Consider the following 16589-nt stretch of genomic DNA (forward strand, 5'->3'; position numbering starts at 1 on the left):
GCGTTCACCTTTTTCTGTAATAATCCTTCTAATACTTCATTATAGCTTTAATTCTTGATTATTCACAAGTACTTTCATTGGCTTTAACATGCCTGGACGTTTTGGATGATGTTCATAAATCGCTAAACAATGATTATTACGGTCAAATACTGTAATAAATGGAGCTTCTGCCTGCATTTCATTTTTTAAAAACATACCGTTTTTTATTTTTTCTGCTTGGTTCTCGTCTACCACTATTTTTGGAAACTTACTTAACGCTTCATCAATTGAAATAAAAACAGACTCTACTGTTCCATTTTGCATGTTTTCCTCAATTTCTTCAAATGATACGCAATCATGTAGCTGAAATTCCCCTGAAGCCGTTCTAACAAGATCAGACATATGTGCCGGGAATCCTAGTTTTTCACCAATCATAACTGCCAATGTTCTCACATACGTTCCTTTACTACATGTAACACGGAAGCGGAATGAAATATTTGCACCTTCAAATGTTTCGCGGTCGTCAAGTAGTGTAAACTCATGAATTGTAATGGTACGAACTGGGCGCTTCACTTCTTGCCCTGCTCTCGCATACTCATATAATTTTTTCCCGTTCACCTTTACAGCCGAATACATAGGTGGCACTTGTTCAAGCGTACCTGTCAATTCTGCTAGTACCGTTTCAATCTCCTTGCGTGTAATTGTGCGATTTACATCTTGTTTTTCAACTACTTCACCAGAAGCATCTTCAGTAGTAGTTGAAAATCCTAATGTCACTTCACCTTCATAAGTTTTTGTTTCACTCGTCAAAAATTGTGCAATCTTTGTAGCACGTCCCACACAAATCGGTAACACTCCTGTTACATCTGGATCTAACGTACCTGTGTGACCAATTCGCTTTTCACGTAATATTTTTCGCAACTTAAATACACAATCGTGCGAAGTCATTCCTTTTGGTTTATGTAATAATACTACACCTTCCATATGTTCACCTCATTGTTATCCTTTTGCAAAAGTTAAGTAAATATTTTTCACTATGCTTGTCTACTTACATATCTAATATGCAAAACAAACTTTCTATTGAAAAAATGGATAGACAAATGTCTATCCATTATTCTTCACGTTTACCTTCTTTATTAATTTCATGTAAAAGTGTATCAATTCGATGACCATATCCGATAGATTCATCAAATTCAAAGGAGATTTCCGGTGTTTTACGAAGACGAATACGTTGGCCAATTTCTGAACGAATAAACCCTTTCGCTTTCGCTAAGCCTTTTAATGTATTTTCTTTCTGTTCTTCATCTCCTAAAACAGAAATATATACTGTGGCAATTTGTAAATCTCCACTTACCTTTACATCTGTTACTGTGACAAATCCAACACGTGGGTCTTTAATTTTGCGACTAATAATATCACCTAATTCTTTTTTCATTTGCTCTCCCACACGGTTTGCACGTAATTTCATAACTATTCACCTCATTCAATACCATTCCAAGTGCGTTATCGTTCGTTCTATCTCCGGAAACGAGTCGATATACTCCAGTACACGATTCATTTCTTTCTCGCAGACAACGCGATTTGAGGATACAGAAACAATTGCAATTTCCGTACGTTGCCATACATCTTGGTGCCCCACTTCAGAAACAGCGACATTATATCGCTGTTTCACGCGGGTTAGCACACGTTGTAAAATTGCTCGTTTCTCTTTTAAAGAATGCACATCGTATATGATGCATTCGAATGAGAGTGAAGCGATAATCATCGCTTCACTTCTTCCATAATGAATGCTTCAATGATGTCTCCTTCTTTAATATCATTGTACTTCTCAATTGTAATACCGCACTCATAGTTTTGTGCTACTTCTTTTACATCATCTTTAAAACGTTTTAATGTATCAAGCTGTCCTTCATAAATGACAACGCCATCGCGAATAATACGCACGCCGCTATCACGCGTAATTTTACCGTCTGTTACATAACATCCAGCAATCGTTCCAACTTTTGTTACTTTAAACGTTTGACGAACTTCAGCTTGACCGATTACTTTTTCTTCAAATTCTGGATCAAGCATACCGCGCATTGCCGCTTCAATTTCTTCAATTACTTTATAGATAATACGATGCAAGCGAATGTCAACATTTTCAGATTCAGCTGTACGCTTCGCATTCACATCTGGACGTACGTTAAATCCAATTACAATTGCATTAGATGCAGAAGCTAAAATAATATCAGATTCTGTGATCGCACCTACGCCTGTATGAATAATTTTTACTTTAACGCCTTCTACATCAATTTTGCGAAGTGATGCAGCCATTGCTTCTACAGAACCTTGTACATCAGCTTTAACGATTAAGTTAATTTCTTTTACATCGCCCTCTTGGATTTGTTGGAATAAATCTTCTAGGCTTAATTTAGATTTTTCACCACGTTGTGCAAGCAATGCTTGTTGTGCACGTGATTCACCAATTTGACGTGCTTTTTTCTCGTCAGCAAATGCCATAAAGCGATCGCCTGCTTGTGGAACTTCATTTAAACCCGTAATTTCAACAGGAGTAGATGGTCCAGCAACTTTTACACGACGGCCAATATCATTTACCATTGCACGAACGCGACCGTATGTTGTACCAACAACGATTGGATCACCAACGCGAAGTGTACCGTTTTGTACAAGTAATGTTGCGATTGTACCTTTTCCTTTGTCAAGTTGCGCTTCAATTACAGTACCTGTTGCATAGCGATTTGGATTTGCTTTATATTCTTCTACTTCACTTACAAGAAGAATCATTTCTAATAAATTGTCAATTCCTTCACCTTTAATCGCTGAGATTGGTACGAAGATTGTATCGCCACCCCAAGCTTCTGGTACTAATTCATACTCCGTTAATTCTTGCATAACGCGATCTGGATTTGCTGCTGGTTTATCCATTTTATTCACCGCTACAATAATTGGTACTCCTGCAGCTTTTGCGTGGTTAATCGCTTCAACTGTTTGTGGCATTACACCGTCATCAGCTGCTACAACAAGAATTGTAATATCCGTTACTTGTGCACCGCGAGCACGCATCGTTGTAAACGCCGCGTGACCTGGAGTATCTAAGAATGTAATTTTCTTATCATTTACTTCTACTTGGTATGCACCAATATGTTGCGTAATTCCGCCTGCTTCACCAGCAGTTACTTTTGAATTACGAATTGAGTCAAGTAATGTTGTTTTACCATGGTCAACGTGACCCATAATTGTTACAACAGCTGGGCGCTCTTTTAAGTCCCCTTCTTCTTCATCTTGTTCATCGATAAATGTTTCGAACTCAATTTCATCTACGACTACTTCTTCTTCTACTTCAATACCGTAGTCGCCTGCAATTAACTCGATTGTATCTTTATCAAGATCTTGGTTAATCGTTGCCATAATTCCTAGCATAAAGAGCTTCTTAATAATTTCAGATGGCTCCTTGCCAAGTTTGTTCGCAAGTTCTCCTACTGTAAGCGTTCCAGAGAAAGTAATTTTATCTGGTGTTTCTACAGTTTGCGCTTGCTGTTTTCCAGCAAAGTTCTCTTGACGTTTATCTTGATTTCCTTTGCCTTTTTTCTTTTTCTTATTGCTGTTCTTTTTGCTGCGAACAACCTTTTCTTCTACTTCAAACTCATCTGCAACAGAAGGTTTTTTCGCTTCATTATTATACTCATTATCTAATTTGTTTACTACTTCATCGTCTAACATTGTCATATGATTCGAAACCTCAATATTCATTTCTTTTAGTTTTGTAATAATATCTTTACTTGAAATATTGTACTTCTTTGCATATTCATATACTCGAATCTTACTCATACCTTCACCCCCGGTAAGTTGTATCGAGCATGCTACGCAGCTTTTTCGCAAAGCCCTCATCTAACACAGCTACAACGACTCGTTCGTCTCTCCCAATCGCATGCCCTAATTGTTGTCGATTTTCGACTTTTCTCATTGGTATGTTGTAGTACGTGGTTTTATCTGTGATGCGCTTTGTCGTGTTCGCAGACGCATCCTCAGAAAGCAATACAAGCTTCGCCTTGCCACTTCGTACTTCTTTTAAAACAAGTTCTTCACCCGAAATAATTTTTCGGGCGCGATTTGCTAGGCCTAAAAACGATTTCCAATCGGACACTTATTTCGACTCCTTCTCAACAAGTTCAAGAAGTTCTTCATAGAGAGAACTGTCGATTTTCGCTTTTAGATGATGTTCCAAAATGTTCTTCTTTTGTGCTTGAAGGATGCATTCTTTGTCCAATGACAAATATGCGCCGCGTCCTGATTTTTTTCCAGTTAAATCAATAGACACTTCACCTTCTTTGGAACGAACAATGCGAACGAGCTCTCGTTTCGGCTTCATTTCCTGCGTTACAACGCACTTTCGTAACGGAACTTTTCGATTGCTCATACTCATCACCTCTATTCGATTTCGTCTTCAACTGAATCGAATGCGATCATGTTGTCTTCTTCTGTTACAATACCAAGTTGTTTCGCATCAGACTCGCTTTTAATATCAATTTTCCAGCCCGTTAATTTTGCCGCAAGACGCGCGTTTTGTCCACGCTTACCAATTGCTAACGAAAGCTGATGGTCTGGAACGATAACAGTTGTTGCTTTTTCTTCTTCATTCACAAGTACTGATACAACCTGTGATGGACTTAATGCATTGGCAACATATTCTACTGGATCATTTGACCAGCGAACAATGTCAATTTTTTCACCTTTTAGTTCATCTACAATGCGTTGTACACGCTGCCCTTTCGGCCCCACGCAAGAACCAACTGGATCAACATCAATATTCTCCGCATATACAGAGATTTTAGAACGATCGCCTGCTTCACGTGCAACAGAACGAATCTCTACTGTTCCATCATAAATCTCTGGAACTTCCATTTCAAATAAACGCTTTAGAAGACCAGGGTGTGTACGTGATACGTAAATTTGTGGTCCTTTTGTCGTTTTTTCGACTTTTGTAATGAATACACGGATGCGATCATGTGGTTTATATTGTTCATTTGGCATTTGCTCACTTACTGGTAAAAGTGCTTCCACTTTTCCTAAGCTTACATAAATAAAGCGAGCATCTTGTCTTTGAACAATACCGACCATAATGTCTTCTTCACGATCGCTAAATTCTGAATAAATAACGCCGCGCTCTGCTTCGCGTACACGTTGTGTGACAACTTGCTTTGCAGTTTGCGCCGCAATGCGTCCAAAATCTTTTGGCGTTACTTCAATTTCTAGTACATCACCATTTTGATAGTTTGGATTCATTTGTCTTGCTTCTTCCACAGAAATTTCAAGACGTGGGTCAAATACGTTATCAACAACATCTTTACGTGCTAAAACTTGAATTGTCCCTACTTCCGGATTAAAGCTAACTCGAACATTTTGTGCTTGGTTAAAATTGCGCTTATAAGCAGAGATTAAAGCTGCTTCAATCGCATCAATAATAATATCTTTGCTAATACCTTTTTCTGATTCTAATACGAGCAAAGCATCTAACAACTCAGTGCTCATGAGGATCCCCCTTCTAACTAAAACGTAACTGCAAGTCGCGCATTGGCAACTTTATCCATTGGAATTTGGATTTCTTTTTTACGTGTTTTAATCGTTAATAATAATGTAATTGTTGTACCATCATAAGAAAGCAATTTTCCTTCAAACATCTTTTCACCATCAATCGGCTCGTATGTTTTAATGGCTACTTGACTTCCTACAGCTTGTTCGAAGTCTTTTTCTTTCTTTAATGGGCGTTCCGCTCCTGGAGATGATACATCCAAAAAGTACAGATGAGGAATTGGATCCTCTTTATCTAAAGCTTCACTTAAACGTTCACTTACCGCACCGCATTCTTCAATGTCGACTCCGGTTTCAGAATCGATGAATACGCGTAGGAACCAGTCTTTTCCTTCTTTCACATATTCTACATCTACAAGTTCAAGATTTAACTCTTCAACAATCGGCTGCGCAAGTGCTTCAACAACTTCTGTGACTTTCTTATCCATAAACAGCCTCCTTCCTGCCGCCATGTACCATTTGAAAGAAAAGCCCCGCTTTATCATAAAGCGGCCTGTCTTATTCTTTCTTGTTAGCTAACAAAAGCCCCTGCCGCTTAGCAGGGAATATCTGTCTTAGTATTACCAAATTTAAGAAGTAAAACTTGTAACAAAATATGTATATACGACAGAAATGTCCCACCTACAATTGTAGGTAAAACATAGATAGTAACACGAAAGAGTGGGTTTCCCCACTCTTCTTTTCGAAAAATATACATGACATGGTTATCTCGGTTAATAGTGTACCATAGAAAATGTTGATTTGTAAAGACTTTTCCTCCCCCTTAGAACAGTGATAATTGGTTTTGATCTGGTAAATCCCCTAAACAACCTTGACTATCTAAATACTCAATAATTGTTTTAGAAAGCTTACTTCTTTGTTGCAGATCTTCTTTTGATAAAAAGTCGCCATTTTTACGTGCTTCTACAATACTAATTGCTGCGTTTGTCCCAAGACCAGACACTGCGTTAAATGGAGGAATTAATGTATCTCCATCGATAATAAAATCTGTTGCATGCGAACGGTATAAGTCAACCTTTTGGAAAGAATAACCACGTTCACACATTTCTAATGTCATTTCTAATACAGTTAACAAACTCTTCTCTTTTGGCGAAGCATCCAATCCTTTTTGTGCAATTTCTTCAATTTTTGCGCGAATTGACGCTGATCCTTTTGCCATTACATCTACATCAAAATCATCAGCTCGTACTGTAAAGTATGCTGCATAGAATAAGAGCGGGAAATGCACTTTGAAATAGGCAATGCGCACAGCCATTAATACGTAAGCTGCCGCGTGCGCCTTAGGGAACATATACTTAATCTTCTTACATGAATCAATATACCACCCAGGTACATTGTTATTACGCATTGCCTCTTCCCATTCTTCCGGCACACCTTTACCTTTACGCACTGACTCCATGATTTTAAAGGCCAATGACGGATCTAGCCCTTGATAAATTAAATACACCATGATGTCATCACGACAACCGATAACTTCACTTAATGTACATGTACCGTTATAAATTAACTCGTTGGCATTTCCAAGCCATACGTCTGTACCGTGCGATAGTCCAGAAATTTGGACAAGCTCGGAAAATGTTGTTGGTTTTGTTTCCTCTAACATCTGTCTTACAAATTTTGTTCCAAACTCCGGTATACCAAGTGTACCTGTCTTACAATTAATTTGTTCCTCTGTTACCCCTAAAGATTCTGGACTGGAAAAAATCTTCATTACTTCGGGGTCATCTGTTGGTATCGTCTTTGGATCAATTCCACTTAAATCTTGTAACATACGAATAACAGTTGGATCATCGTGTCCAAGTATGTCAAGTTTCAATAAATTATCATGGATAGAATGGAAGTCAAAGTGTGTCGTTCTCCATTCTGCTCCAACAGAGTCTGCAGGATACTGAATTGGTGAGAAATCGAAGATATCCATGTAATCTGGTACAACGATAATACCACCTGGATGCTGTCCAGTTGTACGTTTTACACCTGTACATCCTGCAACAAGGCGATCCACTTCCGCATTTCGGATTGTTAAATTACGATCCGACGCATACCCTTTTACATAACCGTAAGCTGTTTTCTCTGCAACTGTACCAATTGTTCCAGCACGATACACATAATCTTCACCAAATAGCACCTTTGTGTAATTATGTGCACGCGGTTGATATTCTCCGGAAAAATATAGTGATAGGTAAGCATTTGATATTATCTCCAGCTTTTCCCCCACTCCACACCGTGCATGAGGCTTTCACACTCACACGGCGTTCCATCGTTAACTTTGTCGAAGTTTTTTGTTTCGACGTTAACGACTTGTGCCCTTCCCTCTGAAATGTTTTTATCCTCCGACTTATTGGTTATTCAGTCATCTTCGGCATTTCATCAAGCGGTACTACGGCACGACTGCCACTTTCATAAAATGTGTTATAGCATCTGCCTTTCCACATACCATCGTCATCGAAGTGCAACCTTCTCTTATGTCGAAAGCTTCACACGTTCCACTATTCCTATCTGTACATCATTCCCTTAGGTTCCCCCTAAATTCCGCCAAGCTTGACTGTGCCTGTAACACAGTATGGATTTTCATAACCAAACGCTTACTCATCCACACTTGGAAGTCCTCTTTGGACCCCGTTACATTTCTGCAACGTGACATTCACGAAAAGTCAGTCGAGGGTTCGTCCCAGTGATTCTACTGATTCTAACCATAGAAATTTTATAGACACCAGACCTATCATTCACAGAAGGTTCCCACCTTCCTTTCCTCGTCTTTACGTTAGGGTGAACTTCAGCCTACTTTAACGGGCTTCAAACGATGTTGATGTTTGCAATATCGCTATCGCTTGCCGTAGCTTCAGTGAGTGTGTTTCAGGACGTTACCCCATCATTCCACACTTCGGAATAGCAGTTCTCCTAGCAGATGCTAGTGCTTAACCTTTTCAGTTAAGAACGTGTCGCACTCAAATCAATATCCGGTACCTTATCTCCTTTAAAACCAAGGAACGTTTCGAACGGAATATCATGTCCATCTTTTTTATATGGAACATTACAGTTTGGACAATTTTTGTCCGGTAAGTCAAAACCAGATCCGACAGAACCGTCATTAAAGAATTCTGATTGCTTACACTTTGGACATACATAATGTGGCGGCAATGGATTTACTTCTGTAATTTCCATCATTGTCGCCACAAATGATGATCCAACCGATCCACGTGAACCTACAAGGTAACCATCTATAAGTGACTTTTTCACCAATTTGTGTGAGATTAAATAAATAACAGCAAAGCCATGCCCAATAATACTTTTTAATTCTTTTTCCAAACGAGCTTCTACAATTTCTGGAAGTTCTTCTCCATAAATACTGCGCGCCATTTTGTAACTCATATCGCGCGTCTCATCGTCTGCACCTTCAATTTTCGGTGTATACAAATCGTCTTTTACCGGATGAACCTCACCGATTAACGATGCAATTTTTTGTGTATTTGTGACAACAATTTCTTTTGCTTTTTCTTCCCCTAAGAAAGAGAAACAATCTAACATTTCATCTGTTGTACGGAAATATACTGGTGGTAAAGAATGACGATTTAACGGATTTGCACCGCCTTGCGAACTTACTAAAATTTTACGATAAATAGCATCTTCTGGATTCAAATAATGGACATTACCAGTCGCAACAACTGGTTTATCTAACGTTTCACCTAATTTTACCAAATTAGAAATGATTGTTTTCAATTGTCCTTCATCTCGAACTAATTCTAGCTCTACTAAATGTCGTAACACTTCTGGAGGCATTACTTCAATATAATCATAAAACTGCGCAATTTCTTCTACTTCTTCCGGTGCTTTTTGCATCATCGCTTCAAATACTTCACCTTTATCACAAGCTGTCCCTACTAATATACCTTCTCGATGCTTTTTCAATAACGATCTCGGTATTCGTGGTACACGATAAAAATAATTCACATGCGAATAGGAAATAAGTTTATATAAGTTTTTTAGTCCTTCATCAGACGTAGCAAGCAACGTAGCGTGACTTGGTCTTCCTCGTTTATACGAATCACCTTGTCCCATGCTGTCATTTAATTGGTCATGATATTCAAATCCTTTTTCAATAACCTCTTTCAGCATTTTCGCAAGTAAATATCCTGTTGCTTCCGTGTCATAAATCGCACGGTGATGCTGCGTTAATTCAATATCAAGCTTTTTACAAAGCGTATTTAAGCGATGATTCTTCATGTCTGGGAATAGGAATCTAGCTAACTCCAATGTATCAATAACTGGATTTTTGGGTTTATCTAAACCACATTTTTTAAATCCTACATTTAAGAATCCCATATCGAAACTTGCATTATGGGCAACAAGTGTATGATCGCCCATCCACGCTTGAAACTTTTTAAATACTTCTCCTACTTCTGGTGCGTCTGTCAACATATCATCTGTAATGCCTGTTAACTCGATAATTGTCGCTGAGAGCGGTTGATGCGGATTTGCAAAAGATTCAAACCGATCGATAATTTCTCCGCCTTTTATCTTTACTGCCGCTAATTCAATCACCGTATCATATACCGCGGATAATCCTGTTGTTTCAACGTCAAAAACAACGTATGTTTCATCCTCAAGCAATCTGTGCTCTTCATTATAAGCAATTGGAACTCCATCATTTACTAAGTTTGCTTCTACACCATAAATGACCTTTATCCCTGCTTTTTTCCCTGCTGAATATGCTTCTGGGAAAGATTGCGCCACAGCATGATCGGTAATCGCAATCGCTTCATGCCCCCACTTTCCAGCTTGTGCAACAAGCTTAGATACTGATGTCACGGCATCCATTTGGCTCATCGGTGTATGCAAATGCAGCTCTACTCGCTTTTCACCTTCTGGCGCTTTATCTTTACGAGAAGGTCCTGTTATTTCGTTAATATCATTCGCAATCATCACTAAATCGCGAACAAACGTATCATTTTGAACCGATCCTCGCGCTTTAATCCACATTCCTTTTTTCAGCGATTGTAACACCGGAATATCTTCCTTATCGCGCGAGAACATTTTTATCATAATGGAGTCTGTGTAATCCGTTATTTTTAACGTTAATAATGTACGTCCGCTACGAAGTTCTTTCGTTTCCACATGGAAAACATATCCTTGAACGGTTTTTCTTCTTTCCTCGTCTTGAATTTCACGCAGCGGTGTAATTTCTTCATCAGGTTTAATAAGATAACCGAGTACAACAGGACCTTCATGTACAACTTCGCTTTCTTCAGCTTGTTTCTTCGCCATTTCTTCCATAGCCTGTATGACGCGCTGTCGATCTTCTTGCTCAGTTTGTTCTCTAAACTTTTGAACTTCTTCATCATTTTTCTTTACATTGGTATCCACTTGAAATCGTGGGAATCCAAACACTTCATATTGATCACCAACAGACTTAGCTATATTTTTCTTTAATGCTGTTGCTTCTAATTCATTCTTTACATCTAGTAACAACTTCACACCATTTACATGGGGAAGTTGCTTCTTTAAATATGCAAACATAGGAGAAATTGTAATTCTCTCTGTACATAGCGACCAGTACGCTTTCACTTCTTCTTCCGTAAACTGTTTGCTCTCGGCTTCTAATGCAAATGATGTTTTTGCAATATGAGAAAATGACTGCTTAAGCTGTCTTTCAAGCAATTCATACAGTTCTGTTGGCAAAATGCGCGGCACTTGTAAAGCAAAATGCCAGCTTTTGTTCGCCTTATCAACAACTAACTTTTGAATACCGCCGCCTTGTAAATATCGATTCACAAGATCTTCTGGTATTTGCAATTGCTGAAGCAAAATATGAAAACGCTCTTGCTGTTCATTTGTTAATGACATAAGCAACCTCCTTCCATCTGCTATTATAAATTGAAATGCCCTTCAAAGAAAGAGAAGGTACCTCATAGCGAGGTACCTCTTTTTATTTTAAAATATCAGCAATATACGTGTGAAGTTCCTCCACTTTTACTTCTGCGGATTCATTTGTCGCACGTACTTTTACTTCTACAATTCCTTCGTCTGCTTTCTTACCAACCGTTACACGAACTGGTAGGCCAAATAAATCAGCGTCAGCAAATTTAACACCTGCACGTTCTGCACGATTATCTAATAACACTTCATATCCTTGCTCTTGTAAAGAAGTGTAAATATTTTCAGCAACTTCACATTGTACATCAGACTTCATATTAACTGGAATAACATGTACATGGAACGGTGCAACCGCTTTTGGCCATACTAATCCATTCTCATCATTAAATTGTTCAGCAATCGCTGCTACTGTACGAGAAACACCGATACCATAACAACCCATAATAAGTGGTTTTGTTTTTCCGTTTTCGTCTAAGAATGTTGCATTCATTGCTTCACTATAGCGCGTTCCTAACTTAAAGACATGACCAACTTCAATTCCGCGAGCAAAACAAATTGTACCTTTTCCATCTGGAGACTGGTCGCCTTCTTGAATAAATCGTAAATCTGCGTATTGGTTTACTTTAAAGTCACGCTCTGCATTTACGTTTACATAATGGAACCCTTCTTCATTTGCACCGCAACAACCATTTACAATTGCCGCTACAGCATGGTCAGCAATCACTTCTACATCCTCTGCCATCCCAATTGGCCCTAAAGATCCTACTTCGCAATTCAATAAACTTCTTACCTCTTCGTGCGAAGCAAGTTCGACAACTGAAGCGCCATATACATTTTTCACTTTTATATCATTTACTTCATGATCTCCGCGAACAAGTACAACAACAAATTTGTCATCTACTTTAAATACCATTGTTTTTATACACTGAGATGGTTCAATGTTTAAGAAAGCAGATACTTCTTCAATTGCTTTTTGATCTGGCGTCGCTACCTTTTCAAGCGCTTTTTCCGCTTCATCGCTCTTTGTATAAGTAGCAACAACAGGAGCCATTTCAATATTGGCTGCATAATCAGATGTATCAGAATACGCGATTGTGTCCTCTCCTACATCAGATAATACCATAAATTCATGAGTATCTTTACCACCCATAGCACCAGAATCCGCAATAACAGCACGGAAGTTCAGACCACAGCGAGCAAAAATATTAGAATACGCTTGGAATAAACGATCATACACTTCATCTAAACTTTCTTGTGTTGCATGGAAAGAATACGCATCTTTCATTAAAAATTCTCTTCCGCGTAATAATCCAAAACGTGGGCGTTGTTCATCACGGAATTTCGTTTGAATTTGATATAACGTTAAAGGTAATTTTTTATACGATTTAATCTCATCACGGACAAGATCTGTAATCACTTCTTCATGCGTTGCTCCTAATGCAAATTCACGATCATTACGATCTTTCATACGCATAAGCTCAGAACCGTAAGAGTACCAACGACCTGATTCTTGCCATAATTCTGCTGCTTGCAATGCAGGCATTAATAATTCTACTGCTCCCGCACGTTCCATCTCTTCACGAATAATGTGTTCTACTTTATGCAATACTTTTAATCCTAATGGTAGAAAACTATAAATCCCAGAAGCGTTTTGACGCATAAAACCTGCACGAAGCAGTAACTGATGACTTTTAATTTCAGCATCTGCTGGCACTTCTCGTAATGTAGGACTAAACACCATACTTTGTTTCATCTATTCGCACCTCTTTATTTTACTCAAATACATAACAAACCCTCACCTCAAATTCGGCGAGGGATTACAACTCAGTGTTCGATTCATTTCATTCAAAATCCATAGCGGACATGATGAAATTCACATTCACTATTCGTTTGATTCTATTTTACAAGAAAAACTTTCGAATGTCATTCCATGTTACAACTAACATAAGTAACATTAATAAAGCAAATCCTATAAAATGAACCATTCCTTCTTTTTGACGGTCGATTGGCTTACCTCGCAACGCTTCGATTAAGAAGAAGAATAAGCGTCCTCCATCAAGAGCTGGAACTGGTAATAAGTTAAATAAACCAAGATTTATACTTAAAACTGCTGCCAAGCTTAGAACACGTATAACACCATAATTCACCACTTGATCTGTTAAATTATAAATCCCAACCGGACCTGATAAATCATTAATAGAAAATTGACCAGTAACTAATTTTACAAGAGAATCAAAGATAAGCTTTGTCCATGTATAAGTCTGTTCAAACCCTGATTTAATAGAACCGATAATAGACTTTTCTACTGAAGAATATACACCAATTCTACCAACCTTTTCTTTCCCTTCTTGATCAGCTGTTGGCGTAACCTTTACATGAAATTGGTCACTATCACGTTTTACATGAAGCGTAATTTCCTTATCGGGACTTTCACGGACAATGGTTACAACATCTTTCCAAGTCGGTGTATTTTTCCCATCAATCGCTTGAATCCTATCATTTGGTTTCAAGCCCACTTGTTCAGCTATACTACCCTTCATTACCTGCCCAATCATCGGCTTATCGGCAGGAACACCTTGTACTAATCCAATGATGACAAAAACAACAAATGCAAGAATGAAGTTCATAGCTGGCCCTGCAAAGATTGTTAACGCTCGCTGTCCTAATGTTTTAGAACCAAATTGTCTATGAAATGGCGCAATTTGGATTTCCTCTCCAGTTGAAATAATGCGAGCTTTTTCATGCACACGGAATGTTTGAATCTCTTCCTCATATTCTTCGTAACCAGAGATTGTAAGGTTATGTTCTAAGTCCACTTGTTCTACTTCTATGACGCGGACATTCGGATATTTTTCTCGATTATCTAAAACCAACTTTACAACTTCTTCGTTTTCATTTAATACGAGTCCAACCTTTGTACCTGGTTTTAATTCAACTGTTTCTGCATCTTCACCAGCCATTCTAACATAGCCGCCAAGAGGCAGTAATCGAACTGTATAAACCGTTTCATTCTTTTCAAACGAAAAAATTTTTGGTCCAAAACCAATCGCAAACTCACGACATAAAATCCCTGCTCTTTTTGCAAAATAGAGATGCCCTAGCTCATGGAAAAATACGAGTGCACCAAAAATTAATATAAAGGCAATCGCTGTATTCAATTCCATAACCACCTTTGCTAAATTTGTTCCATCACAAACCGTCTTGTGGCCGCATCAATTTCTTGAATTTCCTCTAAGCTCGGACGTGCAATGACATTGTGATGGTGCATTGCTTTTTCAATGAGGTCTTCTACTGTTAAGAAACCGATTTTCTTTTGTAAAAAGGCTGCTACAGCCACTTCATTTGCTGCATTCATTACAGCTGGCATGCTTCCACCCATCTTTCCAGCTTCATATGCAAATCGTAAGCAACGAAAACGATTTTGATCCATCTTTTCAAAATGCAATGTTCCCATTTCCCATAGATTTAGTTGTTTCGTATCTGCAAGCGGCAATCTATCAGGATATGTAAGTGCATATTGAATTGGTACACGCATATCTGGTGAGCCAAGCTGAGCCATTACACTACGGTCTTCAAATTCAACCATAGAATGTATAATACTTTCTTTATGTAGAACAACATCGATTTGCTCATAAGGGATGCCGAAAAGCCAATGTGCTTCAATTACTTCCAGCCCCTTATTCATCATTGTAGCAGAATCAATTGTAATTTTCGAACCCATTGACCAGTTCGGATGACGAAGTGCATCCTCTACAGTCACATGACGTAACTCATCTCTCGTTTTATCACGAAAACTTCCGCCTGAAGCAGTTATAATTAATCGAGAGATTCGCTTTTCATTTTCCCCATTCAAACATTGAAAAATAGCTGAATGTTCACTATCAACTGGTAATAGCGATACGTTATGCTTACGCGCGGCTTCCATGACAATGTGTCCCGCAGTTACTAATGTTTCTTTGTTTGCAATTCCGATTGTTTTTTTCGCCTCAATTGCACGAAGTGTTGGTAATAACCCAACACTACCTACAACAGCATTTATCACAACTTCTGCACGCGGATGAAGCGCTACCTCTAACAAACCTTCATTACCATGTACAACCTTTGTATTTCCTGCAATAGCTTGTAACTTGATAACATCTTCTTCTCTTTGTACAGAAACAAGCTCTGGAGAAAATTCTTGAATCACTTTTACTGCGTAGTCAATATTTTTCCCTACAGAAAATGCAACGAGACGGAATTGATTTGGGTGCGAACGCAGCACATCCAATGTTTGTGTTCCGATTGAGCCACTTGCACCTAATAAACTAATGTTTTTCATAATTCCAACCCCTCGTTCATTTATGAAATGAAATGTAAAAAGTGTAAAATTGGCAATACAAATAGCCAACTATCTGTTCGATCTAAAATGCCACCATGGCCCGGCAAAATTGTACCGGAATCTTTCACACCGTAATGACGTTTAAATGCTGATTGTACTAGATCACCAATTTGTCCAAATATTGAAATGGCAATTGTGACAATAATTAACATTCCAACGTTCTCTTGCACTTGAAAGAATAGATTGTACACAAATGCAACAACAATTCCACAAACAATTCCGCCTAGTGAGCCTTCTATTGTTTTATTTGGACTAATTTCTGGCCATAACTTTCTCTTTCCAATTGCTTTCCCTATGAAATATGCTCCTGAATCTGTTGCCCAAATAACAAATAATGCATAAAATACGTAATGGATCCCTGCTATTCTTGTTTCATTTAAATATAAGAATCCCATTGCAACGTACGTTGTTGCCATTAATAAAAATGCAGCATGATCAAAAGTAAATGTATTCTTTGAAAGGACTGTATATGATAAAAGTAGTAAAACAATCAAAAATGTGATTTCTAATTTATCCAACCCAATCCAATCAAACGCTCCTATCGTATTACTTGGAACTAAAATAATCCATAACAATACCGCAGCTAAAACTGTTGGCACTGAAATAAGTGGAAGCTTATTCATGCGAATTAATTCATATAATCCAATTGAAGCTAGTGCATACACTAAAACTGTAAAAGGCACCCCTCCGTAAAATACGATGGGAATGAATAGCGCGGCAGCAATCACTCCAGTAATAATTCTCTGTTTCACTACCAAACCCTCTCTTT

At 38.3% G+C, this 16589-nt stretch carries 12 protein-coding genes and 2 pseudogenes; all 14 read right to left on the reverse strand.

The window, feature by feature from the left end:
• Nucleotides 1-39: 39 nt before the first annotated feature.
• Nucleotides 40-963, reverse strand: a complete 924-nt coding sequence (gene truB / locus MR063_RS00085) for a tRNA pseudouridine(55) synthase TruB (RefSeq protein ID WP_242192653.1) — start codon at nt 961-963, stop codon at nt 40-42.
• Nucleotides 964-1090: 127 nt separating this feature from the next.
• A complete protein-coding gene (gene rbfA, locus MR063_RS00090) occupies nt 1091-1447 on the reverse strand; it encodes a 30S ribosome-binding factor RbfA (RefSeq protein WP_012094903.1) in 357 nt (118 codons plus the stop codon).
• A 15-nt stretch (nt 1448-1462) separates the two neighbouring features.
• Nucleotides 1463-1744 carry a DUF503 domain-containing protein gene (locus tag MR063_RS00095; RefSeq protein ID WP_242144553.1) on the reverse strand — a complete coding sequence of 94 codons (282 nt, stop codon included), beginning with the start codon at nt 1742-1744 and terminating at the stop codon, nt 1463-1465.
• The gene (gene infB / locus MR063_RS00100; protein ID WP_242144552.1) at nt 1741-3810 is read right to left on the reverse strand and encodes a translation initiation factor IF-2; all 2070 of its coding nucleotides are present in this window, start codon (nt 3808-3810) and stop codon (nt 1741-1743) included. Before infB ends, MR063_RS00095 begins: the two co-directional genes overlap by 4 nt.
• Before the next feature lie 4 nt (nt 3811-3814).
• On the reverse strand, nt 3815-4126 hold the full coding sequence (locus tag MR063_RS00105) for a YlxQ family RNA-binding protein (protein ID WP_017151266.1): 312 nt from the start codon (nt 4124-4126) through the stop codon (nt 3815-3817).
• Complete coding sequence (rnpM, locus tag MR063_RS00110; protein WP_242192655.1) at nt 4127-4399, reverse strand: RNase P modulator RnpM; 273 nt, start codon at nt 4397-4399, stop codon at nt 4127-4129.
• Nucleotides 4400-4410: 11 nt separating this feature from the next.
• Entirely contained in the window at nt 4411-5511 is a 1101-nt protein-coding gene (gene nusA / locus MR063_RS00115) for a transcription termination factor NusA (RefSeq protein ID WP_242192657.1), read from the reverse strand.
• 17 nt (nt 5512-5528) lie between these two features.
• Nucleotides 5529-5999: a ribosome maturation factor RimP gene (gene rimP / locus MR063_RS00120; RefSeq protein WP_012094909.1), complete on the reverse strand. Its 471-nt coding sequence runs from the start codon at nt 5997-5999 to the stop codon at nt 5529-5531.
• Nucleotides 6000-6334: 335 nt separating this feature from the next.
• A pseudogene (locus MR063_RS00125) lies at nt 6335-7750 on the reverse strand (PolC-type DNA polymerase III); the annotation flags it as partial.
• 764 nt (nt 7751-8514) lie between these two features.
• Nucleotides 8515-11412, reverse strand: a pseudogene (locus MR063_RS00130) (PolC-type DNA polymerase III); the annotation flags it as partial.
• 82 nt (nt 11413-11494) lie between these two features.
• Nucleotides 11495-13195 carry a proline--tRNA ligase gene (locus tag MR063_RS00135; protein WP_242192659.1) on the reverse strand — a complete coding sequence of 567 codons (1701 nt, stop codon included), beginning with the start codon at nt 13193-13195 and terminating at the stop codon, nt 11495-11497.
• 148 nt (nt 13196-13343) lie between these two features.
• On the reverse strand, nt 13344-14600 hold the full coding sequence (rseP, locus tag MR063_RS00140) for an RIP metalloprotease RseP (protein ID WP_242192661.1): 1257 nt from the start codon (nt 14598-14600) through the stop codon (nt 13344-13346).
• A 17-nt stretch (nt 14601-14617) separates the two neighbouring features.
• Complete coding sequence (gene dxr, locus MR063_RS00145; RefSeq protein WP_242192662.1) at nt 14618-15760, reverse strand: 1-deoxy-D-xylulose-5-phosphate reductoisomerase; 1143 nt, start codon at nt 15758-15760, stop codon at nt 14618-14620.
• A gap of 20 nt (nt 15761-15780) precedes the next feature.
• A complete protein-coding gene (locus tag MR063_RS00150; RefSeq protein ID WP_242192664.1) occupies nt 15781-16572 on the reverse strand; it encodes a phosphatidate cytidylyltransferase in 792 nt (263 codons plus the stop codon).
• Between the last annotated feature and the right edge of the window lie 17 nt (nt 16573-16589).

This window comes from Bacillus cereus group sp. BfR-BA-01492 (assembly GCF_022662815.1).
In the GTDB taxonomy this organism is placed as follows: Bacteria; Bacillota; Bacilli; order Bacillales; family Bacillaceae_G; genus Bacillus_A; species Bacillus_A cereus_BD.

Coding starts and splice junctions, on each gene's coding strand:
- truB (WP_242192653.1), bottom strand. CDS start 963: ATGGAAGGTGTAGTATTATTACATAAACCAAAAGGAATGACTTCGCAC.
- nusA (WP_242192657.1), bottom strand. CDS start 5,511: ATGAGCACTGAGTTGTTAGATGCTTTGCTCGTATTAGAATCAGAAAAA.
- rbfA (WP_012094903.1), bottom strand. CDS start 1,447: ATGAAATTACGTGCAAACCGTGTGGGAGAGCAAATGAAAAAAGAATTA.
- MR063_RS00135 (WP_242192659.1), bottom strand. CDS start 13,195: ATGAAACAAAGTATGGTGTTTAGTCCTACATTACGAGAAGTGCCAGCA.
- infB (WP_242144552.1), bottom strand. CDS start 3,810: ATGAGTAAGATTCGAGTATATGAATATGCAAAGAAGTACAATATTTCA.
- MR063_RS00095 (WP_242144553.1), bottom strand. CDS start 1,744: ATGATTATCGCTTCACTCTCATTCGAATGCATCATATACGATGTGCAT.
- rnpM (WP_242192655.1), bottom strand. CDS start 4,399: ATGAGCAATCGAAAAGTTCCGTTACGAAAGTGCGTTGTAACGCAGGAA.
- rimP (WP_012094909.1), bottom strand. CDS start 5,999: ATGGATAAGAAAGTCACAGAAGTTGTTGAAGCACTTGCGCAGCCGATT.
- dxr (WP_242192662.1), bottom strand. CDS start 15,760: ATGAAAAACATTAGTTTATTAGGTGCAAGTGGCTCAATCGGAACACAA.